This is a genomic window from Acinetobacter sp. TSRC1-2 (assembly GCF_049895885.1).
Lineage (GTDB): Bacteria > Pseudomonadota > Gammaproteobacteria > Pseudomonadales > Moraxellaceae > Acinetobacter.
Genome location: NZ_JAFCTF010000002.1, coordinates 80,965 through 104,301 on the forward strand (window position 1 = coordinate 80,965; position 23,337 = coordinate 104,301).

General features: G+C 41.9%; 21 protein-coding genes and 5 tRNA genes. 23 read left to right on the plus strand and 3 right to left on the minus strand.

Features of this window, described 5'->3' with window-relative positions; genetic code table 11:
* Nucleotides 1–205 precede the first annotated feature (205 nt).
* Nucleotides 206–1,255 (minus strand): AAA family ATPase, encoded by a 1,050-nt coding sequence (locus ACP69Y_RS03385; protein WP_425916205.1) that lies wholly within the window; start codon nt 1,253–1,255, stop codon nt 206–208.
* A 190-nt stretch (nt 1,256–1,445) separates the two neighbouring features.
* On the opposite strand from ACP69Y_RS03385, the gene uvrC reads away from it, so the two are divergent.
* From uvrC to pgsA, 3 genes are all read left to right on the plus strand, one after another.
* On the plus strand, nt 1,446–3,245 hold the full coding sequence (uvrC, locus tag ACP69Y_RS03390; RefSeq protein WP_425916207.1) for an excinuclease ABC subunit UvrC: 1,800 nt from the start codon (nt 1,446–1,448) through the stop codon (nt 3,243–3,245).
* Between the two features lie 109 nt (nt 3,246–3,354).
* The gene (locus ACP69Y_RS03395) at nt 3,355–4,149 is read left to right on the plus strand and encodes a thioesterase family protein (protein WP_425916209.1); all 795 of its coding nucleotides are present in this window, start codon (nt 3,355–3,357) and stop codon (nt 4,147–4,149) included.
* A gap of 108 nt (nt 4,150–4,257) precedes the next feature.
* Nucleotides 4,258–4,845, plus strand: coding sequence for a CDP-diacylglycerol--glycerol-3-phosphate 3-phosphatidyltransferase (gene pgsA / locus ACP69Y_RS03400; protein WP_425916211.1), 588 nt, complete (start codon nt 4,258–4,260; stop codon nt 4,843–4,845).
* A gap of 796 nt (nt 4,846–5,641) precedes the next feature.
* Here the strand turns inward: pgsA and ACP69Y_RS03405 are convergent.
* Nucleotides 5,642–5,911, minus strand: a complete 270-nt coding sequence (locus tag ACP69Y_RS03405; RefSeq protein ID WP_171528256.1) for an oxidative damage protection protein — start codon at nt 5,909–5,911, stop codon at nt 5,642–5,644.
* Between the two features lie 11 nt (nt 5,912–5,922).
* Nucleotides 5,923–7,353, minus strand: a complete 1,431-nt coding sequence (gene argH / locus ACP69Y_RS03410; protein ID WP_425916213.1) for an argininosuccinate lyase — start codon at nt 7,351–7,353, stop codon at nt 5,923–5,925.
* On the opposite strand from argH, the gene ACP69Y_RS03415 reads away from it, so the two are divergent.
* The 20 genes from ACP69Y_RS03415 (at nt 7,344) to ACP69Y_RS03510 (ending at nt 23,302) form a co-directional block, all read left to right on the plus strand.
* The gene (locus ACP69Y_RS03415; RefSeq protein ID WP_425916215.1) at nt 7,344–8,498 is read left to right on the plus strand and encodes a sensor histidine kinase; all 1,155 of its coding nucleotides are present in this window, start codon (nt 7,344–7,346) and stop codon (nt 8,496–8,498) included. The two genes, argH and ACP69Y_RS03415, sit on opposite strands and share 10 nt — an antisense overlap.
* A 54-nt stretch (nt 8,499–8,552) precedes the next feature.
* Nucleotides 8,553–9,293, plus strand: coding sequence for a LytR/AlgR family response regulator transcription factor (locus tag ACP69Y_RS03420; protein ID WP_425916217.1), 741 nt, complete (start codon nt 8,553–8,555; stop codon nt 9,291–9,293).
* Nucleotides 9,294–9,400: 107 nt separating this feature from the next.
* Nucleotides 9,401–10,318 carry a hydroxymethylbilane synthase gene (hemC, locus tag ACP69Y_RS03425; protein ID WP_425916218.1) on the plus strand — a complete coding sequence of 306 codons (918 nt, stop codon included), beginning with the start codon at nt 9,401–9,403 and terminating at the stop codon, nt 10,316–10,318.
* 1 nt (nt 10,319) lies between these two features.
* The gene (locus ACP69Y_RS03430) at nt 10,320–11,087 is read left to right on the plus strand and encodes a uroporphyrinogen-III synthase (RefSeq protein WP_425916220.1); all 768 of its coding nucleotides are present in this window, start codon (nt 10,320–10,322) and stop codon (nt 11,085–11,087) included.
* 8 nt (nt 11,088–11,095) lie between these two features.
* On the plus strand, nt 11,096–11,944 hold the full coding sequence (locus ACP69Y_RS03435; RefSeq protein WP_425916222.1) for a hypothetical protein: 849 nt from the start codon (nt 11,096–11,098) through the stop codon (nt 11,942–11,944).
* A 7-nt stretch (nt 11,945–11,951) separates the two neighbouring features.
* Nucleotides 11,952–13,145, plus strand: coding sequence for a heme biosynthesis protein HemY (locus tag ACP69Y_RS03440; RefSeq protein WP_425916224.1), 1,194 nt, complete (start codon nt 11,952–11,954; stop codon nt 13,143–13,145).
* 10 nt (nt 13,146–13,155) lie between these two features.
* On the plus strand, nt 13,156–13,584 hold the full coding sequence (locus ACP69Y_RS03445; RefSeq protein ID WP_425916226.1) for an acyl-CoA thioesterase: 429 nt from the start codon (nt 13,156–13,158) through the stop codon (nt 13,582–13,584).
* A 155-nt stretch (nt 13,585–13,739) separates the two neighbouring features.
* Nucleotides 13,740–14,066 (plus strand): H-NS family nucleoid-associated regulatory protein, encoded by a 327-nt coding sequence (locus ACP69Y_RS03450; RefSeq protein ID WP_425916228.1) that lies wholly within the window; start codon nt 13,740–13,742, stop codon nt 14,064–14,066.
* Nucleotides 14,067–14,238: 172 nt separating this feature from the next.
* Nucleotides 14,239–14,982 (plus strand): type II secretion system protein N, encoded by a 744-nt coding sequence (gene gspN, locus ACP69Y_RS03455; protein ID WP_425916230.1) that lies wholly within the window; start codon nt 14,239–14,241, stop codon nt 14,980–14,982.
* Nucleotides 14,982–15,830, plus strand: a complete 849-nt coding sequence (locus ACP69Y_RS03460) for a type II secretion system protein N (RefSeq protein WP_425916232.1) — start codon at nt 14,982–14,984, stop codon at nt 15,828–15,830. The genes gspN and ACP69Y_RS03460 overlap by 1 nt, the downstream gene beginning before the upstream one ends.
* Nucleotides 15,831–15,873: 43 nt before the next feature.
* Nucleotides 15,874–18,147: a type II secretion system secretin GspD gene (gspD, locus tag ACP69Y_RS03465; RefSeq protein ID WP_425916234.1), complete on the plus strand. Its 2,274-nt coding sequence runs from the start codon at nt 15,874–15,876 to the stop codon at nt 18,145–18,147.
* Between the two features lie 69 nt (nt 18,148–18,216).
* Complete coding sequence (locus ACP69Y_RS03470) at nt 18,217–18,948, plus strand: FHA domain-containing protein (protein ID WP_425916236.1); 732 nt, start codon at nt 18,217–18,219, stop codon at nt 18,946–18,948.
* Between the two features lie 93 nt (nt 18,949–19,041).
* Nucleotides 19,042–19,713 (plus strand): phosphoglycolate phosphatase, encoded by a 672-nt coding sequence (locus ACP69Y_RS03475; RefSeq protein ID WP_425916238.1) that lies wholly within the window; start codon nt 19,042–19,044, stop codon nt 19,711–19,713.
* Nucleotides 19,714–19,827: 114 nt separating this feature from the next.
* Complete coding sequence (gene trpE / locus ACP69Y_RS03480) at nt 19,828–21,321, plus strand: anthranilate synthase component I (protein WP_425916240.1); 1,494 nt, start codon at nt 19,828–19,830, stop codon at nt 21,319–21,321.
* Nucleotides 21,322–21,419: 98 nt separating this feature from the next.
* Nucleotides 21,420–21,495: transfer RNA gene (locus ACP69Y_RS03485), tRNA-Thr, on the plus strand.
* Between the two features lie 54 nt (nt 21,496–21,549).
* Nucleotides 21,550–21,633 (plus strand) — tRNA-Tyr (locus tag ACP69Y_RS03490).
* 37 nt (nt 21,634–21,670) lie between these two features.
* Nucleotides 21,671–21,746: transfer RNA gene (locus ACP69Y_RS03495), tRNA-Gly, on the plus strand.
* Nucleotides 21,747–21,760: 14 nt separating this feature from the next.
* A tRNA-Thr gene (locus ACP69Y_RS03500) sits at nt 21,761–21,835 on the plus strand.
* Nucleotides 21,836–21,984: 149 nt separating this feature from the next.
* The gene (gene tuf / locus ACP69Y_RS03505; protein WP_425916242.1) at nt 21,985–23,175 is read left to right on the plus strand and encodes an elongation factor Tu; all 1,191 of its coding nucleotides are present in this window, start codon (nt 21,985–21,987) and stop codon (nt 23,173–23,175) included.
* A gap of 51 nt (nt 23,176–23,226) precedes the next feature.
* Nucleotides 23,227–23,302 (plus strand) — tRNA-Trp (locus ACP69Y_RS03510).
* The last annotated feature ends 35 nt before the right edge of the window (nt 23,303–23,337 follow it).

Genomic DNA, 23,337 nt, shown 5'->3' on the forward strand with positions numbered 1-23,337 from the left:
ATAGGTTTTCAATTTCAAGTTTTTTATTACTTTGTTTTAGTCAAAATGGTCAATCAATTAAAATTTTCTGCTTTATAAAGGGTCTTTAAACATGAAATTTTAAGCTAAATATTGCCAGTTCAACCTTTTTGAAGGATATTGAAGTTGATCAGAATGCTACTGTTTGCAGCCAAATTTTGGGTGAGGCATTTGACTGCTATAATAATTAATCTGGCTGAATCATCAATTGCCCGTCCGCATAGTTCACGGTAAGCAGGGCTTTTTCCGGGTAATTTAAAAAGTAAATGGCTAGAATCGGTTCCAGTTCAGTCCGCATTTTACGTGCCAAATGACGTGCGCCAAAACGAATATCATGTCCTGTATAAAAGTGCGCTTTGGCAACATCGGTTAAAACCACCGCACGTTTTTGATGTTGCAGGCGTTGGTTGAGTTTTTCCAGTTCAATTTCCACCAGCTTCGGTAGGGCATTTTCCTGTACCGCTTGATAATGCAAAATACGATCAATCCGGTTTAAAAATTCAGGATCGAATTTTTTAAACATGACTTTTTCAATAATAGTTTTGGTTGGTATTTTTTTAAGGCAAATAGCCTGCATTTTCTGGGGAAGGAAATTCAATTTATTCAGGTATTGCTGCGCAGCTTGAGTGCCGACATTACTGGTCATAAAGATCATGCAGTTGCGAAAATCAATGGTTTTTGTGCCTGAGGTTAATGTCAGTTTTCCGGTATCCAGTATATTCATTAAGCCGCGAATCACTTCAGTGGAAGCCTTTTCCAACTCATCAAACAATACAATCCCGGGGCGGGTATGACTGCCCGCAATCGCGGTTTCATCAAACAGGCTATGACCTTCTTTAGAACCGACATAACCGGGAGGGGCACCAGTTATGGCTGCGGCATAATGTTCTTGTGCCAAGGTGTTCATATCAATCCGACAAAAAGCATCGGGACGGCCATAAATGGCTTCAGCGATCAGGCGTACCGTTTCGGTTTTACCCACGCCGGTTGGACCCAGCATAAGCGTTACCGAGAGAGGGCGTTCCGGACTGGAAAAATCGGCTTTGACCACATGCAGCATTTTTTCGATTTCTTGTAATGCGGCGTCCTGTCCGATAATGCGGGTATGCAAGAGTTGCATGACCTGTTGAGGTTCAAAATGAAAACGAGGTTTGCCCATCAATTTATCTTTTTCAGATGTGCTATGCGTTGCAGTTACCGGCTTAACGATATGCATGGCATGATTGTGGTTCGTCATTCAGTTTGATCCAAATTCTTCAGATGGCTTGAGCATAGCAAAATAAGCCCGATTTACTTATAGCTTTTAGCAATCAAGTGATTGTTATAACTTTGTATGATTACGGGAAAAATCCCGAATTGGCTTGAAAATGGCGTGAAAACCATCACATCATGTAGCAAAGCAGACATCATTGTAAATAAGGCTGAATGTGAACGAAAACGCACGTGATAATATTGAAAAGATTTTAGCCCATATGACGACTTTGCCCGGCGTTTACCGGATGCTGGGTAAAGACGGTGAACTGCTGTATGTCGGTAAAGCCAAGAATCTAAAAAACCGTGTGTCGAGCTACTTCGTTAAAACCATCGAGCATCCGAAAACCCAGGCTTTAGTAGCGCGGATTTATAATATCGAAACGCTGATCGTCCGTTCGGAAACCGAAGCCTTATTGCTAGAACAGAACCTGATTAAACTGCATCGCCCGCCGTACAATATTATGTTGCGGGATGATAAATCCTACGTCTATATCTTTGTCTCTAGCGACAAGCCTTATCCACGTATTGCAGCAGGACGAGGCAAAGGCAAGCATCAGGTCGGCAAGTTTTTTGGACCTTATCCGAGTGCCTATAATGCCCGTGACACCTTGGTGGTGCTGCAAAAACTGTTTAACGTGCGCCAGTGTGAAAATAGTTATTTTTCCCAGCGTAAACGTCCTTGTTTGCAATATCAGATCAAGCGCTGTACCGCACCTTGTGTCGGCTTGATTTCGCCTGAAGATTATCAGGAAGATGTTAAAAATTCGATTCGCTTTTTACAGGGTGATACCAGAGAGCTGAATCAGGAACTGATTGCCAAAATGGAAGCAGCGGCTGAAGCTTTGGAATTTGAAAAAGCAGTATTTTACCGTGACCGAATGGCACTACTGCGTGACGTGCAATCGCAACAGGCGATTTATAAACTCAAAGGTGAAGCTGACATTCTGGCGATTGCCTATCATGCCGGGGTGACCTGTGTGCAGATTATGCATGTACGCAATGGCAAAATGCTTGGTGGGAAAAGCTATTTCCCGGATATGCTGGGCGATGATCTGGGGCAAATGCTGTCTGACTTCATGGCGAACTTCTATTTTCAGGTCGCAGATGAAGTCCCTGTCGAGCTGATTATAAATACCGAATTACCCGATCGCAAAGAACTAGAACAGGCGCTGCAACAGGAATTTGGCAAGAAAGTTCAGATTAAGTCCAATGTTCGGGAAACCCGTGCCGAGTGGTTAGAGCTGGCCAATATGAATGTACAGCATGCCATTAAAGGACAGTTGGCCAATCATTTTGAACTGAATGAACGTTTCCATCAGTTAGAAAGTGTGGTCGGTCGTCCGATTGACCGGATTGAATGTTTTGATATCTCGCATACCATGGGTGAAGCCACGATTGCTTCCTGTGTGGTGTTTGATTCGGGCGGTGCACGCAAACGTGATTATCGCCAGTTTTCCATTGAAGATATTACCGGTGGCGATGACTATGCGGCCATGCGCCAAGCGCTGACCCGCCGTTATAAGAAAGCCATGTTGCCCGATTTACTGCTGATTGATGGCGGTAAAGGTCAATTGCATATGGCGATGCAAGTCATACAGGATCTGGGACTGGAAGCCTTTATGGTCGGAGTATCCAAAGGCGAGGGGCGTAAACCCGGTCTGGAAACCTTACATTTTACTGATGGTACTAAAATTCAACTCCCTGAAGACCATAAAGCGCTGCATTTGATTCAGCAGGTACGAGATGAAGCACATCGTTTTGCCATTACCAAGCATCGAGCCAAACGCGATAAACGTCGTGCTGGTTCGGTACTGGAAGTGATTCCGGGTCTTGGTCCGAAACGCCGCCGTGATTTGCTGACCCATTTTGGCGGCATTCAGGGTGTACTCAAAGCCTCGGAAAATGACTTGAAGCTGGTTCCGGGTTTGGGCGATGTCATGGCTCGAACAATTTATAAGGTACTGCATGAATAAATACAGACCGATTGGCCGAAGTGCTCACTGACGCTGCAGTCATTGATCATTCACAACACTTCAAAATAAGTAAAAGATAGAGCAAATCAAAAACTTCAAAGGACAAAGGATGTCACTGCACCAATTATTTACCGACATTGAACAAAATGAATGGGTTGATATGCCACAGGGATGGTTACAAGGCCGCACCATTTATGGGGGCTTGGTTGCAGGGATGATGATGCAAAAAGCAGTGGTGGCAATTGCTGATCCCTTAAAACGTTTATTAAGCACCAGTGTGACTTTTGTCGGCCCCGTACAACAGACACCCGTTCAATTAAGTGCTGAAATCTTGCGTCAAGGCAAGTCCGTGACAACGGTTGAAGTACGGCTCTGGCAGGATGATGCGGTGCAAAGTATTTTGATTGCCAGTTTTGGTACCCAGCGTCAGTCGGCAATTTCGGTACAACAGGAACGCGTTGCACCAGCGTTTCCAGCACCTGAGCAATTAAACATTGCACAGCATCACCCTCTAGCACCTGAATGTTTTGGACAGATGGACTTGATCTGGGTGGATGGGCAGTATCCATGTAGCGGTAGTGTGAAACCTGATTTTAGTGGCTGGATGCGTTTTAATCCGGATCTACATGAGAACCGGGAAATGACAGTGGCTGATTTGATGGTGGCCTTTGATATGTGGCCTCCTGGTGTTTTGCCCATGTTTAACAGCATGGCACCAGCCAGTTCACTGACCTGGCATGTGACTTATGTTCATCCTTTGAATAACCATCTGCAGGATTGGTTTAAATATAAAGTATTTACCGATTATGCTGCAGAAGGGTATTCCACTGAATATGCCCATCTCTGGGATGCCGAGAATCGACTGATTGCGATTTCCAGACAGACAGTTACCGTGTTTGCCTAGTGACACTTTATAGCAATTCGTATAAAGTGAGTCTGAATTAACGATGAATCCATCCCAAAATATGTGTGGTTTTTCATTGTACATACAGGGGAAAAATTGGCGGTGTCTATGACTACAGGTCGCATCCTGAATATTCCAAATATCTTGACTTTGGCGCGTATAGCTTTAATACCTGTTTTTTTGTTGGTGGCTTATTGGCCGCCTGCAGTTGGTGTTGCGGAACACGACACTAACATGACTCGTCACATTGTTTTAACGGCGATTTTTGTGGTTGCTGCGGTAACTGACTGGTTCGATGGTTATTTGGCACGTTCACTGAACCAAACTTCAGCCTTTGGTCGTTTTCTTGACCCTGTAGCCGATAAGCTGATGGTTGCAGCTGCACTGATTGTTTTGGTGCAATGGCAACCGAGCATGTCCATGGCATTTGCAGCGATTGTGATTATTTCGCGCGAAATTACCGTATCTGCTTTACGTGAGTGGATGGCTGAATTGGGCGCACGTACCAATGTGGCGGTATCCACCGTCGGTAAATATAAGACGGCGTTTCAAATGATTGCGATTTCAGTGTTTTTACTGAACTGGCAACCACTGGATACCTTAGCTTATCTTTTACTCTATACCGCGGTGATTTTGACGTTATGGTCCATGTTCATTTATTTGAAAGCTGCATGGCCGTATTTAAAACAGCCCTAAATTAGATTTAAAAATTAAGTAAAAGCACCCGTTTCAGGGTGTTTTTTTTGATCTTATTTTAAGAGATTTCAAAATCTGAACACAAAAAAAATCCTAGATTTTGGGGGAAACCTAGGATTGAAATCGGGTATCGTTATATCTTTTATAAGATGTTTAACCATCTTCTTGAAACTGATTATAGGAGAATGAATTCTATGAATCATGTAGGTTATTGTATTGTAATGTAGAGTTTTATTGAGAAATGTAGTTTTGGTTTACAGTTATTTCTAGATGTAAAAAAATCGTATCAAAGATGAGGTTTTAATGGCACAGAAAATTAAAAGATTGTTCTAAAAAATGAAAATCAATCAATCTTATCTTTTAATAAGTCTCTAACTTACTAACTACGCACTTTCATCGGTTTTATAGAAAAATAAGGCAGCATCTTCAAAATATTAAAAAGCCTAAATTATGTCATCAAGGCTTTTATAACATCGAAATTAGGCACTTCGCTTGTCTTGCAGAAAAATAAGGCAGCGCATAAAAAAACCTATTTTTTGTGGGCTTTCAAATTAAAGCCTGCGCGAGTCAAGCTCTTTGCCTTGCGGCGTGGCGGAGCAGTGCTTCCAAAAATAAAAAAGGAGCCTTTTAAAAGACTCCTTTATGACGCTTGAAACTACGCGCTTCACTTGTCTTGCGTAATTTTCAGAGCAGTTTAAAAAAGAAATCCCCTTAGATAGGGGATTTCTTTCGGATTAAAGCCTACGCGCCCCTTCGGTACTTGTCTTGCGTAAAACTTAAAGCAGCGCTTTAAGTTTTACTCAGGCTTTAGGCCTTCAGCTTTTTCTAGTGACTCATCGTTACTAAAGAATTTTTCACGTTGCTCTTCTAGAAATTTTTTCGCATCTGGTTCAAACACGTTTAAACGCTTTTCATTGATTAGCGTGGTCTGGTGTTTGAGCCATTCTTGCCAAGCCTGTTTAGATACGCTGTCAAACAATTCTTGACCTTTTGCACCTGGGAAGGGTGCAAAATCTAAACCTTCCATGTCAGCCTGATACTTACGGCAAAATACTTGTCGAGACATATCATTATTCCTTAAGCGTAAAGTTTTTCTAAGCGTGTATAGGCACGAGCAATTGCAGCTTCAACTTGAGCCGGTGCAGTACCGCCAATATGGTTACGTGCATTCACCGATGCTTCAAGTGTTAATGCTTTTTCAAATACGTCTTCAGAAATCAAATCAGAGAACTGTTGCAGTTGTTCAAGTGTCAGTTCAGACAAGTCTTTAGACTCGGCAACACCTAAAGCAACCGCTTTACCGACAATTTCATGTGCATCACGGAACGCAACGCCATTTTTTACCAAATAATCGGCAAGATCGGTTGCAGTTGAGAAACCGCGCAGTGCAGCTTCACGCATAATTTCGATGTTTGGAACCAATGCAGGAATCATGTCGGCAAAGGCCATCAATGAACCACGAACGGTATCAATTGCATCAAACAATGGTTCTTTGTCTTCTTGGTTGTCTTTGTTATAGGCCAATGGTTGACCTTTCATGAGTGTCAAAAGACTCATTAAGTCACCATAAACACGCCCGGTTTTACCACGAATCAATTCAGGAACATCCGGGTTTTTCTTCTGCGGCATAATTGAAGAGCCGGTGCAGAAACGGTCCGGAATGTTCACAAACTTGAACTGAGCAGATGTCCACAAAATCATTTCTTCAGACATACGAGACAAGTGCATCATAATTAAAGATGCAGCAGCATTGAATTCAATACCAAAGTCACGGTCAGACACGGCATCCAGCGAGTTTTCACAAACCGCTTCAAAACCTAAAAGTTGTGCTGTGTATTCACGTTCGATTGGGTAAGTTGTACCAGCCAATGCAGCAGAACCTAATGGTAGACGATTGACACGTTTACGACAGTCAATCAGACGTTCAGAGTCACGTACCAGCATTTCAAACCAGGCCATTAAATGGTGACCGAAAGTCACAGGCTGAGCAGTTTGTAAGTGAGTGAACCCAGGCATAATGGTTTGGGTGTTTTTAGCGGCTAAGCTCAAAATGCCTTTTTGTAATTTTTCCAATAATTTTAAAATCGCATCAATTTCGTCACGTACGTATAAGCGAATATCAGTTGCAACCTGGTCGTTACGGCTACGACCGGTATGTAGTTTTTTACCTGTAATACCAATACGCTGAGTCAGGCGAGACTCAATGTTCATGTGGACATCTTCCAGGTCAACGCGCCATTCAAAGTTACCCGATTCAATATCAGCCTGAATAGCAGTTAAGCCAGTGATGATATCGTCACGTTCTTGCTCGGTAAGTACGCCAACTTTTGCAAGCATGGTTGCATGTGCAATAGAACCTGCAATATCTTGTTTATAAAAGCGTTGGTCAAATTGTACAGATGCTGTAAATTCAGCAACAAAAGCGTCCGTCGCTTCAGAGAAACGACCGCCCCACATACCCGAAGTTTGGGTTTGTGACGGATTTGAGGAATTAGAAGATGTGGTCATGTCGGCTCAATAGGATAAAAAGCATTAGAACTAAAAAGAGTATAACAAATTCAGGTTCACTTGCCGAAGGACAAGACGACCAAACTTTTGCTCATACGCAGGGAAATAAAACATACGCTTATTTTTTTACGAAAATAGGACGTTGGCAACATTTAATCGAATTATTTATTGCCAGTAATATTTTGGCAATGATTTTAGCTTTAGCGGAAGCACAATCATGGACGGCCTTAAGTGTAGAGCGTTTATTGCAGTATATGTTTTTCATTAACTGGGTGTTACTGGCTTTTGCGGCATTGCTTGAACTGTTTCAGAAAAAAATTCAGCATTTAAGTTTTGGCCAAGTCTTATGTGTCAGCTTCATTCTGTTGCAAATGATTGTTTTATTGACCACCGTGGTACTAAATGGTGTGATTTATTTTGGACAAAATTTTCACATTCATAATTTGAATCTTGCTATTTTATTCGATGGTGTGGTGTTACATCTTAGTTATGGCGTGCTGATCGGGACATTTTGTTTCCGTTATCTGTATTTTCGAGAACAATGGGCACGTCAGCAAAATAGTGAGTTGAATGCAAGAATTCAGGCGATGCAGGCACGAATTCATCCACATTTTTTGTTTAACAGTTTAAATACGGTAATCAGTTTAATTACCATTGATCCGGATAAAGCAGAGCAAATGTTACTGAATTTATCACGGCTATTTCGTGCGAGTTTTAAAGAACTTAAACTGGTTCGCTTAAAAGATGAAATTGAACTGTGTCAGCATTATTTAGCGATTGAGCAGATTCGTTTGGGTGATCGGTTACGCGTAGAGTGGAAATATGACGATGAAGTTCTGTTTTCTCAGATACAAATTCCGTTATTAACTTTACAACCTTTAGTAGAAAATAGTATTTTTCATGGAGTTGAAAAATTTTTAACAAAGAGTACGATAAGCATATTGGTTGAAATATTGCAAAATCAAGTCAATATAGTCATTACTAACCCCTATACACAGGATAAAATAAATATACGACAAGGAAATGGTATTGCAGTTGAGAATGTGAAACAGCGTCTAGAGGCTTATTATGGACGGACTGTGATCTTTCAGACATACGCGGGAAAGGGAATGTTTACCACAGTTGTGCAATATCGATATAAATAAAAAAATCATAGTTAACCTATAAAAAAAATCATGGTAACTGTGAAAGGAGGAAAAATGGACATCCTGATTTGTGATGATGAGCCTCTTGCCGTAGAGCGCTTATCACGTTTAGTCACACAACTGGGACATCAAGTGGTTGCAACCGCAACTCATGGTCAGCAGGCGATTGAGATGGTTCAATTTTATGAACCAGATGTCGTGCTTTTAGATATTCAAATGCCTGAAATGGATGGTTTAAGCTGTGCGCAGTATTTGCGTCAGCTAGAGCCCATGCCCGCTATTATTTTTTGTACTGCCTATGATGAACATGCTTTAGAGGCATTTAAGTCGAATGCAGAAGGCTATCTATTGAAACCGGTAATGCAGCAGGAATTGCAACAGGTTTTAGATCATTTAACAAAACTGACTCAAGCACAAATGAGCACTTTAAAACAAAAAGAAGATATGAACGAAATTAATATAAAACGCCATCAAATTGTGGCAAAAACCTACCGTGGGGTAGAGCTGGTGCCTGTGGAAAATATTTATTATTTTTTAGCAGACCAGAAATATGTCACGGTACGCCATAAAAATGGCAGTGTACTGATTGATGAAACCTTGAAAGACCTGGAAAATGAATTTGGCGATCAATTTGTCCGAATTCATCGTAATGCTCTAGTTTCTGTACATTTTCTAGATGGACTTGAAGTCATTAGTTCAGGGCAATATCAGGTACGTTGTCGTGAATTGGAGGAACGCTTGGCAGTCAGCCGGCGACATTTACCCAATTTAAGAGAACGAATACAAAAAATTTAAATCTGTCTTCATGGTTTTAGTGACAACAACTGTGCGAATGTACTTGCATTTTTAAGTCAGCGCGTTAAGTTTAGAATAACGCACTTAATTGACTGTTTCTAAAATTTATGAAGATTTTGAAGATTGCAACTCGACAAAGCCCGCTTGCATTATGGCAGGCTGAACATATTCGTGCCCGTTTAGAGGCATTGCATACTGATCTTAAAGTTGAGTTGGTGACCTTCGTCACTCAAGGTGACAAAATCCTGGATACGCCTTTGGCAAAAATTGGCGGTAAAGGTTTATTTGTTAAAGAGTTAGAAGCCGCGTTGCTGGATGGCCGTGCAGACTTGGCGGTCCATTCGATGAAAGATGTTCCTATGGCTCTGCCTGAAGGCTTGAGCTTGGCGGTGATTTGCGAACGTGAAGATCCTCTGGATGCTTTCGTATCAAATACATATCACAGTTTTGATGAATTACCGCAGGGTGCAAAAGTAGGGACTTCAAGCCTACGTCGTAAAACCCAGATTTTAAAACAACGTCCGGATTTAAATATTATTGATTTGCGCGGAAATGTTGGCACGCGTTTATCTAAACTGGATTCAGGTTTATACGATGCGATTATTTTGGCAAGCGCGGGTTTAAAACGTCTGGGTTTAGTCGAGCGTATCCGCCATACCTTGCAACCTGAAATTAGTTTGCCAGCAGTTGGACAAGGGGCACTCGGCTTGGAATGTCGCGCCACCGACCAGGTTGTACTCGATCTTATTTTACCGCTTTTACATGCTGAAACTGATGTGTGCGTTCGTGCAGAACGCGCATTCAATGCCTATTTGGAAGGGGGTTGCCAAGTGCCTATTGCAGGTTATGCCACTTTAAATCAAGGAAAACTCCATATAGAGGGTCGTGTGGGTAGTGTCGATGGTTTAACGCTATTAAAGGTTGAACTGAGTGGCACTCCAGAACAAGCTGAACAGTTAGGGGTGAGTCTCGCACAGAAATTGCTGGAACAAGGGGCAGGTGATTTGCTTAAAGCACTCTATTAATATGCTGTTTATTAATACCCGTCCTCAAGACCGCGCAGAAAAATTGAGTCATACCTTGCGTATGGCTCAAGTCCCTGTTTTGGATTTACCTTTACTGGAATTGCTGGCTCGACCTTGGTCAGAGGCATTGTCTGAGTTGTATCCGCAATTACTTTCTGCACAGGTGATCGTGGTGGTGAGTCCAACTGCGGTTCAAGTGGGGATGGATTATTTAAAACAGGCAGGGATTAGCCTTGATGAACTTTTGCATATTCAGTGGATTGCGGTAGGTGAAACAACGGCGCAAGCTTTAGCGAACTATGGAATTGCTGCTGAAGTTCCTTTGGTTGAAACATCAGAAGGGATGTTGCAACTTCCAATGCTTAAAAGTATGAATGCTGGAACGTGCATTGCTTTTTGGCGAGGGGAAGGTGGTCGTCCATTTATGATGGAGCAGTTAAAACAGCAAGGCATGCATATTCTAAATTTTATTTTATATGAACGCCGTTGTCCTTTACTTACTCGGCAGAACCTTCCACATATATTGCCTTTATTAGAACGAGAGCAACAGTATGCTATGGTGGTGAGCAGTGAGGCGGGCTGGCTAAACTGGATTAAGTTAATGCAGGGCCAAGATGCGATTATTGCAAAAGGCTATTATTTTGTTTTGGGCGAGCGCTTGTATCAAGTTGTTTCAGATTATAAAAAAAATCAACAGGCATGTTTTAATATCGCGCGATTACCTGATTTAAAAACAGATTCAATTTTGCAGCAGCTTGTTGTTGTGTAAGGGAACACATGAAGAAAATTCTTATTTTATTACTCATTTTAAGTTTACTCTGGATTATAAAATTAAGTTATGACGTATTTAATGTCTCTGCACAACAAACAGAATTAATCAGCAGTCTGCATCGTATTGAACAAAACAATGCAAATTTAAATGACCAACTGGTGGCTTTACAGCGTCAGGTAAAGGGTGAAGTTGGGGCAGTAGCGCAAGGTGCTAAAACTCAAACAGAGCATGATTTAAAAACCATCGAAGCATCCAGTATTGATCCGGTTGTGGTGATTAAACAGCAGTTAGATTTGATTGAATTTATGTTGAAACAGCAAAAAATCAGTGATGCCCTCGACAAGTTAATGTATTTAGACCGCAATTTAGAGCAATATGCTTTAGCACCCTCCTTGAAGCAGAGTTTACATCAGGTGATTGCGAAAGATCAGCAGGTGATTCAGCAGTTTGCAAGTACTCGCGTTGCACAGCAGACAAAAGTAGATGGGTTAATACATCAGTTAGATCAAGCCTTATCTCAAGAAATAAATATTCCAAAATTAAGTTCAGGCCAACCACAAAGTAAATATTTTTGGCAGCGCTGGGTGGTTATTGAACCTGCAAAACAACCTGCTATCGCTTTAATGCAACGTCCCTTAATCTTGAAGGAAGCGCAACTGAGATTATTATTGGCTCATCAGGCTCTACAACAAGGTCAATATTTAGAATATCAGGAATCTCTAACTGAAATCATCCAATTGTTAAATCAAATACCGGATGAGAAATCACGCCAACTGATTCAGAATATCCAAAAAATAAAAGGATTTACTGTTATTCCGACGCCAATTTTAAATACGCGTGCATTATTGGGGTGATGGATCAATGAAACAGGTTTTACTTGCCTATGCTTTTATAAGCTTATTTATAATCGCCGGTCTGAGTGTTTTAAGTTATGGTTATGGTGCAGGTTACGTTTATTTATATTGGCGTGAATGGCAAATTCAAACCAATATCTGGGTTATTTTTATTTTCCTGGCCTGCCTGAGCTTAATCATTCAACTGTTCTGGTTGGTAATCAAGCGCTACTTAAAAAGAGAAAAAAGAAAGCTGGAAACTGTTTTTGATTTTAAAAATTTACATCCTTATGAACAATTGGCTGTGGTTTGGTTGTTAGAAGCAGCGCAAGACCAACGTGAATTTATTCAAGGGGTATTTTCGCAATCGGGTTTATTAAAAGGCATTATTGGTTCGAGATTGTATTGGATGCAGCAGCAATACCCACAAGCGCTCGCAATATTAAATCAAAGCAATGCCATGGCATTTGAGTTGGCTGAAATACAACGCATTGAAATTTATTTGTCTCAAAATGATGGAGAGCAAGCCTTAACCCATCTTGAGTTCTTAAATCAGCATGAACTTTCGCCGTGGTTAAACGATGTAAAAAGTGCCTATAATTTACGCTTGACCGCCCTGTGGGGAGAGTTTGCCATTCAATTTCCATGGATGTATTTACGTTCGACTAAATATGGTCATTTAGGAGCCGAAAACAAACAGGAATGGTTGCAACAGTTATTGCTTGGCTTTGATCAAGCTAGTGTTGAGGATTTACAAAATTTACAACAACGTTATTTAGACTTGCAAGATCAAATTTATAGTCGCAATTATGAGATAAAAACTTTATGGTTGAAACTGTTATCTCGTATGCCAGAAATGAGTCAGTCACATGAAGACTTGGCCTTGCATTTGTTAGATGAGCAATTTAATCAAGATGTTTTTTATTTATGGTTTCAACAGCAATTATTGAAACAAAACCCCGATTATTTAAAGGTTGAGCAACGAATTGACTATTGGGAAAATAAATATCTTTCTTTGCCGGTTTTTAGCTTTGCAAAATGGCATATATATGATGCAACAGCCCGTTATGCTGAAGCCGAAAAATTGCTTGAATTATATCCAGATAATGTAATGATGAATTATTTAAGAATTAAATCTACCTTAAAAGGTCAGGATGATTTAATTAAACAGTTAAATTTAATATTTGAAAATAATGCAAATTTTGTTGAAATAAAAATATGAGGTCAATTCAATGTTAACCCTGTCAGATTATCCTGTTATTTATGAACAGCCAGTTGCCTGGGGAGACATGGATGCTTTCGGGCATGTAAATAACGTCATGTATTATCGTTATATCGAAAGTGCACGCATCCGTTATATGGATGAGCTCAATATTTTTCAACAAGATATTTATACGGTGGTGGCATCAAATCAGTGTAAATATATTCGTCCGGTATTTTATCCAGATCAGCTTAAAATAGGCGTACGTGTTGAGGAAATGCGTAATAGCGCACTTCGTATGAGTTATTTATTATGGAGTGAGGCGCAGCAAACTGTAGTTGCATTGGCAGAGGCAGTTATTGTTTGTGTAAATAAAGAAAATATGAATAAAACTGAAATACCCGCTGTGATTCGAGAAAAAGTGATTGAAATTGAATTAATCGTAAATCATCAAATTTAAAAATATTAAAAAAGTGGTCATAGATAAATATAGATATGTTAAATCTTTTTTAAATATTTTTATTTATTTGAATATTTGTATTGAATATTTGGGATAATAAAAATATTATGAGCGAGTTCAAATAAATAAAATATAAAGTCTGTTTTGGAGTTAATATGATGCCGGACATCAGTAATTTATCTGTTGAAGAGTTAAAACGTTTACAAGTTGAAGCAGAAGTATTAATTGCTTCTAAAAAAGATCAAGCCGTTGAAGATGCTTATCAGCAAATTTTAGATATTGCAGAGAATGTGGGTTTATCGATTGAACAAATTTTAGAATTTGGCGCAACGAAACGTAAAAAAAATACTCGTAAATCTGTAGAGCCTCGTTACCGTAGTAAACAGAATCCATCTGATACTTGGACGGGTCGCGGTAAACAACCACGCTGGTTAGTTGCTGAACTGGAAAGCGGTGCGAAACTGGAAGACTTCCTCATCTAATTTGAAAATTCATGAGATTGTCATCCAATTGGATTAGGCTAAAAAAACCAAGCATATAGGCTTGGTTTTTTTATATCTTTGAATTGGCGTTGTGGAAAAAGTGTGCATAATGTGTATAGAAAGATAATATCGTGGCTCAGGGAAGAAAAATAGATATGTTGGTCGTGGTGGGATGATAAAGAAACCCAAATACATAACGTGGTGGATCTTTGCCATCATCGTTTTTTTTATTTTCGTATTACTCCAAATTCCAGCGGCTTGGCTCATTTCAAAATTTTATAAAAACAACCAGGTTTTGCAAAATGTAAGCGGTAATATCTGGCAAGGGCAAGCAGATTGGCATAAGGGAAATTTAAGAGGGTCGTTAAGTTGGAAAACACGTCCCTTGGATCTGTTTTTGCTACGTTTAGGGGCACATGTCGAAGTTCATAGTGGACATACCGAGCTTGATGGTGTGGTGGGGTATGGTTTTGGCAAGAAAGTCACGATTCATGATTTGAATGGACAAATTGCACCTGAAACCCTAAAAAATATAGTGGACTGGCAATGGCCTGCAAATGCCATTCAATTGCAGGATATCAATTTTAACTATAAAAAAGAGCAGGGCTTTTCACAGACAGAAGGTCAATTACAGTGGGCGGGTGGTGAGCTAATTTATACCTATGCTCAGCGACAGGATCGAATGAATATGCCGTCATTGAAAGGAAAACTGTCAGATGAAAATAATAAGCTGATGTTTGATATTCGTGACCAGCGTGATCAAAAACTGATGGCTTTGACTTTGGATCAAAACTTGATGCTTGATGTGCAACTCACCCAGCGTTTATTGATCAATATTCCTTCCTACGATGGTAAAGCAGGTCTAGATACGTATGTGATTAGTTCGCGACAGCCTTTATTTAAAGGTGGTTTCTAATGAATGAATGGATTGAAAAAATTCAACAGTTAAATTGGAAACAAGCGGATCGGATTGCACCAGCGGTAATGGCACTGCTTATTTTATATCTATGCTGGAAGTTGGCGAGTATTTTCTGGTTATTGTTGGCGCCGCCTCAAGTCATGCAAGTCGAGCGTGTGGAATTGGGCTCACAACAGCCGCAAGTTCCAAACATTTCTTCGTTTGCATTGTTTCAAGAGACTGGAAAGACGGCGGCAGCGGACGAGAACATCAATTTAATATTACAAGGTGTCGTGGTTGGCTACCCAAGTCAATTTTCTTCTGCCGTAATTAAAGTCAATGACGTCGCAGATCGCTATCGGGTTGGAGAAAGTATTGATACCACGTCTTACCAGCTGGCTGAAGTGTACTGGGATCGCGTGGTATTGCGTCAAAATAATGGCACCACCCGAGAGTTACAGTTTAAAGGAATTGAAAATGGATTGGATCAATCTATTATTCCACCTGTAGTGAATGCGGCGAACTCTAATAATCAATCGAGTCAAACGACTCAAGCTGCGCCGAGTCAGGAAAATAATGCTTTGGGGCAAGCAGTACAGAAAATACAGGAAGACCGGGAACAATATTTAAAAGATATGGGGGTGAATGCGGCTAGTGGCGGATATGAAGTTACCGCAAGAACACCGGCAGCATTACGCAGCAAGCTGGGTTTGCAACCGGGTGACCGAATTATGTCTTTAAATGGACAGGCTGTGGGTCAGGGGCAAAGTGATGCTCAGTTGCTGGAACAGGCGAGACGCGAAGGTCAAGTTAAACTGGAAATAAAGCGTGGTGATCAGGTGATGACCATACAACAGAATTTTTAAGTGATGTATCGTCACATTATAGGGTTAGGAAGCACGGAATTTTATGGCTTTATTTAATCATCATCGTTCAGTTTGGACCTTATTTGCAGCTGCACCACTTATTGCTATGGTGAGTACTGCGAGTCACGCACAGACATGGAAAATCAACTTACGTGACGCGGATTTAACAGCGTTCATTAATGAAGTTGCAGACATTACTGGGAAAAATTTTGCTGTAGATCCGCGTGTGCGTGGCAATGTGACCGTAATTTCGAATAAACCCTTAAATAAAGCTGAAGTTTACGAGTTATTTCTGGGTGTATTAAATGTGAATGGCGTGGTGGCCATTCCTTCGGGCAACACCATCAAATTGGTGCCTGATAGTAATGTTAAAAGTTCCGGTATTCCTTATGATGGCAAACAACGTGCCACGGGTGATCAAATCGTGACTCGGGTGATTTGGCTTGAAAATACCAATCCAAATGACCTGATTCCTGCGATTCGTCCTTTAATGCCGCAGTTTGCACATTTATCCGCGGTCGCGGGGACCAATGCGCTGATTATTTCAGACCGTGCCAGTAATATTTATCAGCTTGAAACCATTATCCGTAACCTGGATGGTACCGGACAAAATGATATTGAAGCGGTGACGTTGCAATCCAGTCAAGCTGAAGAAATGATTGGTTTACTGGAGTCAATGAGTTCGACTGGCGCAGCCAGAGATTTAAAAGGCTCGCGTATTCGCATCATTGCCGATACACGTACCAATCGGATTGTACTGAAAGGCGATACTGCAACCCGTAAACGTATCCGTCAAATGATTGAAATGCTGGATGTACCTGCGGCAGATCGTTTGGGGGGCTTAAAAGTCTTTCGGTTAAAATATGCCAGTGCAAAAAATCTGGCGGAAATTTTACAAGGCTTGGTCACCGGTCAGGCGGTTTCAAGCTCATCCAATTCGAACAGTTCATCGTCGAACACCAGTAATGCGATGAATAATTTGAGTAATAGCAATTCGAATAATTCAAACAGCGGCTCATCGAATATTTCAACCCCAAGTATTAATTTGAGTGGTGGCTCGAACAGTAATAATCAAAATAGCATCACCAGTTTTAATGGTAATGGCGTCAGTATTATTGCCGATGACAGCCAAAATGCGCTGGTGGTGAAAGCTGATCCACAATTGATGCGTGAAATTGAATCCGCCATTCAACAACTGGATATCCGTCGTCAGCAAGTGTTAATCGAAGCTGCCATTATCGAAGTTGAAGGTACCGATGCCGATCAACTCGGTGTGCAGTGGGCACTGGGCGACTTAAGTAGTGGTATCGGATTGATTAGCTTTGATAATGCAGGGGCAAGTCTGGCGAGTTTAGCCGGTGGTTATTTAACAGGTGGTTCTGCCGGTTTGGGTGCCGCAGCAGCTGGGTTAAAAGGCACCTCATTGATTCTTGGAGATTACAAGGAAGGCAGTGATGGATCTCGTCGACTTTATGGTGCACTGATTCAGGCACTCAAAAGTAATACAAAATCCAATTTACTTTCCACGCCATCCATTGTGACCATGGACAATGAAGAAGCCTATATTGTGGTGGGACAGAACGTACCCTTTGTCACAGGCTCTGTCGCCACGACCACAGCCGGCATTAATCCATATACCACGGTTGAACGTAAAGATGTCGGTGTGACTTTAAAAGTGGTGCCGCATATTGGTGAAGGTGGCTCGGTTCGGTTAGAAGTCGAGCAGGAAGTTTCTGCAGTACAGGCAAAAGGTGAAGCGCAGGATTTGGTCACCAGTAAACGTGCCATCAAAACCTCAATTTTGGCTGAGCATGGTCAGACCATCGTGTTGGGGGGGTTGATTTCCGATAACTCGATTCATGGTCGTCAGTCTGTACCGGGGTTGGGGGCTATTCCGGGAATTGGGCGTTTGTTTAGATCTGATGTTAAATCCAATGAAAAGCGCAATTTATTGGTCTTTATCCATCCCACTATTGTCGGTGATGCTAAAGATGTGAAGCGTTTATCGCAGCAACGTTACAGTCAGTTGTATAGCTTGCAGTTGGCCATGGATCAGGATGGCACTTTCTCGAAGTTACCCGAAAATGTGGATGATATTTATCAGCAACGTATTCCAGTCACGCCTTCAGCTCCAAAAGTATCGGGCTATCAAACAGTACCCTCAGGTGGGCAGCAGAATCAGTCCGGTGCTGCTGTGGTCACTACCCCTGTAGCGATTGAGCCAGTGGTACAGAGACAGGTCATCCCGGCACCCAAGTCTGAGATTAAAAAAACTAAAAATACCGTAACCACGACTACGATTCGATCAGGTTCTTAACAGAGTAGGTAAAAAATTGAAGATTTGCCGTGATATGATGAGAAAAAATCGCAAAGAGAAGTGCATTTCATGACTTGGAAAATACAAGCAATTACCGGTGAATTGACGGGACAAGAAATTAGCATCGACCGTGATATGGTGGTCGGTCGTCATCAGAGCGCAGATATTGTATTGCAGGCCGGGGAAATCTCACGCAAGCATGCGGCTTTCTTGCTGAAAGAGCAGGCCTTGTGGGTGCAGGATTTGAATTCATCTAACGGCACATTTGTAAATGATTTACGGATTGAACATGAAACCTTGTTGAAACAAGGCGATATCCTCCAGTTTGCCAGTCTGAAGTTTTCCGTACTGGAACCTGCAAAAGACATTGCACGTGTCGTAATTGAATCAGCTGCAGTTGCGCTTGAGCCTGTAGTCACTGAAACAGAAGTGGTTCCTGCCACTGAGCAACCTTCGGAAGCCGTTGCTGTTTCTGAAACTGCAGCCGCAGAAGCTGAAGAAGGATCTAAAACAGTCGCTCAACAAATGAATGATCAAGGCATGCCGGAGCTGAAAGAACGTGATAGTAATGTTCAGGTCAGTCGTGATGGTATGCCGCAAGGTGTTGCAATCCCGAAACCTGCGCCTATTCCGGAAGGCATTGATATTAAAGCACAGCTTGAACCGCAGCCTGTTGCAATTGAAGAGCCGGTATCTCGTGTTGAGCTGGAAAAAACCGAGCAAAAAAATGCATCGGTTGGCTTAATGACCATTATTGCATTGATTATCCTTGCAATCATTGCATGGTTATTATTTAAATAAATGTGTGCTCGACATACAATTAAGGCATGCAATCGCATGCCTTAATTGTTTGACTGGATGTTGTTGTGTGAGATGAATCAAGAGAGGAACAAGATGTCTGTAGCAAACTTGGCAAGTCGTGAACTTATTTTATTTGACTTGGATGGCACATTGGTGGATTCCGCATCTGATTTATATCGCGCCATGAATATGAGCCTGAATGTTTTGCAATTACCGGAAGTAACTGAAGAACAGGTTCGGACGTGGGTGGGTAAGGGCACATCACTTTTTTGTCATAGCACTTTGCAGTATTTAACCGGACAGGTCGATCCGGCTCAACATCAACAATTATTAGACACATTTTTGGAAATTTATAATGCCGAGCCATGTGTAGACACTCAGCCTTTTAATGGCGTGGTAGATTTTCTCGAATGGGGTTTAAGTAATAACAAACACATGATCTGCGTGACCAACAAGCCTGAACAACCGGCGCGCATGATTGTGGAAGCCTTGGGCTTAAGCAAATATTTTGTCGATGTGATTGGTGGCGATCGCTTTGAAGAACGCAAGCCGCATCCGCGCCAATTGCTGTTTTGTGTCGATGAATATCAGCTGGCAAAAGACCAGGTATTAATGCTGGGCGATTCCAGTAATGATGTAGAAGCAGCACGACGTGCAGGAGTGGATTGTATTGTGGTTAGCTATGGCTATAATCATGGTGAAAATATTCAGGACTGCCAGCCACAACAAGTGGTCGATGATTTAACAGAATTACTCGCGAAATAATTTAAAAGTAAGGATATTGGAATGAGAAATTGCATGGTTTTTCGATGGCGACACTAAGTCAGATAATACCAAAACCAACTTAAATAAGCCCCTATCGAAAAATAGAGAATACTCATGACCACTCAAACTCAGTTCGACAGCTTGAAATCTGACGGTTACAACCTTATTCCTGTTTACCGTCAGCGTTTGGCTGATACTGAAACGCCACTTTCCGTGTTTGCGCGCCTTAAAGACCATCTACAAGCCTATTTATTTGAATCGGTGGAAGGTGGCGAAAACTGGGCGCGTTATTCTATTATTGGCTTGGGTGAATCGACTATTTTTTCATGTAATGAAAGTGTTTTAACCATCCAGCAAGCCGATGGTTCAATTAAAACCCAAACCTGTAGCGATCCATTTCAATATATTCGTGATTTTCAATCTCAATTTCATGTGCCAACGCAAAAGGACTTGCCAGCCTTGCCTAGTTTTACCGGGGGCTTGGTGGGTTACTTTGGCTATGATGCGGTGCGTTATATTGAACCGCGCTTGACCAATGTACCGGCAGCCGATCCGGTCGGATTACCTGATATCTGGATGATGCTGTCTAAAACTGTGATTGTATTTGATAACTTAAAAGATACCTTATTCTTGATCGTACATGCAGAGGCCAATGATCCTGATGCTTACGCCAAGGCCCAACAGCAATTAGATGATTTAGAAGCAGTACTGGCTCAACCGATCAGTCTGCAAGCAAAAAAACACACTGCGCCGCATTTTGAATCGCTCACAGGCAAAGAAAAGTATCTTGAGTCGATTGAAACCGTCAAAGAGTACATCCGTGCAGGTGATGTGATGCAAGTGGTGCCTGGGCATCGTATGGTGTCAGATTTCGATGGTGAGCCATTACAGGTTTATCGTGCGCTACGTCATCTCAATCCATCACCGTATTTGTTTTTGGTGCAAGGTCAAACCTTAGACAATAAAAAACCATTCCACATTGTGGGATCTTCTCCTGAAATTCTATCGCGTCTGGAAAATGGCATTGCCACAGTTCGTCCACTGGCAGGTACACGCCCACGTGGCAAGACCAAAGAGGAAGATTTAGCATTAGAAAAAGACCTGCTGTCTGATGAAAAAGAGATTGCTGAACATTTAATGCTGATTGACCTGGGGCGAAATGATGTCGGACGCGTGTCAAAAATTGGCAAAGTGCAAGTCACGGATCAAATGGTGATCGAGCGTTATTCACATGTCATGCATATTGTCTCGAATGTACAGGGCGAAGTGCGCGATGATGTCGATGCTTTGGATGTCTTTAAAGCCACTTTCCCCGCAGGGACCTTATCTGGTGCACCGAAAATCCGTGCCATGGAAATTATTGATCAGGTCGAGCCGGTAAAACGTGGTGTTTTTGGTGGTGCTGTCGGTTATTTAGGCTGGCATGGTGAAATGGACATGTCGATTGCCATTCGAACCTGTGTTATTCGTGAAAATAAGGTCTATGTACAGGCTGGAGCAGGGCTGGTGGTGGACTCAAATCCTGAATCTGAATGGAACGAAACCCAGATAAAAGCCCGTGCAGTGATCAAGGCGGTTGAATTATCGTCAAATGGATTGATTTTATGAGTTTTTGAGGGGTTTTTTAAAAAAAACACTTGCAAGGATTCAGAGTTTTGCTAAACTGCACACCGTTCCGATACGAAACGTACGAAACACTAAGAAACGCCGGCATAGCTCAGTTGGTAGAGCAACTGACTTGTAATCAGTAGGTCCACAGTTCGAATCCGTGTGCCGGCACCATCTTGGAGTGTTTGAATAGTTAAGTTGAAGGATGACACTGAAATAAGTGTATGTGGTGAGGTTCCCGAGCGGTCAAAGGGGGCGGACTGTAACTCCGCTACGAAAGTTTCGAAGGTTCGAATCCTTCCCTCACCACCAATTTAAGAAATTCGATACAGTGTAGTTGTACCAATATGCGGGAGTAGCTCAGTTGGTAGAGCGGCAGCCTTCCAAGCTGCATGTCGCGAGTTCGAACCTCGTCTCCCGCTCCATCGAAGATTTTATTGCTCTTATAGCTCAGTGGTAGAGCACTCCCTTGGTAAGGGAGAGGTCTCCAGTTCAAATCTGGATAAGAGCTCCAGATATACAGTTTAGTGACTTGTTCACAAAGTTTAAAAGAAAGCAGGCTTATTAGTCTGCTTTTCAAGTATTGGGTGTTTAGTTTTTTAGGCGACCTGTCGAAGCTGAGTTGTTTAAGACCGTGTTCGACGTAAAACGAGGAAGATCATCATGGCTAAGGCTAAGTTTGAACGTAATAAGCCACACGTAAACGTGGGTACAATTGGTCACGTCGACCATGGTAAAACAACTTTAACTGCTGCAATTGCAACAATCTGTGCAAAAACTTACGGCGGTGAAGCTAAAGATTACGCAGCAATTGACTCTGCACCAGAAGAAAAAGCGCGTGGTATTACCATTAATACTTCACACGTAGAATACGATTCTCCAACTCGTCACTACGCTCACGTAGACTGTCCAGGTCACGCCGATTATGTTAAAAACATGATCACTGGTGCTGCTCAAATGGACGGCGCGATCCTTGTATGTGCTGCGACTGATGGTCCTATGCCACAGACTCGTGAACACATCCTTCTTTCTCGTCAGGTTGGTGTACCTTACATTCTTGTATTCCTTAACAAGTGTGACCTTGTTGATGATGAAGAATTACTTGAATTGGTAGAAATGGAAGTTCGTGAACTTCTTTCTACTTATGACTTCCCAGGTGATGACACTCCAATCATCCGTGGTTCAGCGCTTCAAGCATTGAATGGTAATGAAGGTCCGTATGGCGAATCTGCTGTAATCGAATTGGTTGCTGCGCTTGATTCTTACATTCCTGAACCAGAACGCGCAATCGACAAAGCATTCTTAATGCCAATCGAAGACGTATTCTCAATTTCAGGTCGTGGTACTGTAGTAACAGGCCGTGTTGAATCTGGTATCGTTAAAGTTGGCGAATCAGTTGAAATCGTTGGTATTCGTGACACTGTAGTGACGACTGTAACTGGCGTAGAAATGTTCCGTAAATTGCTTGACGAAGGTCGTGCTGGCGAGAACTGTGGTGTTCTTCTGCGTGGTACTAAACGTGAAGACGTTCAACGTGGTCAAGTACTTGCTAAACCAGGTACAATCAAACCGCATACTAAATTCGACGCAGAAGTATACGTACTTTCTAAAGAAGAGGGTGGCCGTCATACTCCATTCCTTAACGGTTACCGTCCACAATTCTATTTCCGTACAACTGACGTAACTGGCGCAATCCAATTACAAGAAGGCGTGGAAATGGTAATGCCGGGTGACAACGTTGAAATGTCAGTAGAACTCATTCACCCAATCGCAATGGACCCAGGTCTACGTTTTGCGATCCGTGAAGGTGGTCGTACAGTGGGTGCTGGTGTAGTTGCTAAAGTAACTCTATAATACGACAAGTAAAACTACAAATCGGGAACTGTGGTTTCCGATTTGTGTTATAGGTCAGTAGTTCAATTGGTAGAGCGTCGGTCTCCAAAACCGAATGTTGGGGGTTCGAGTCCCTCCTGGCCTGCCATTTTTTTAAAAAAAAGCTTGATGCTGGTTAAATTG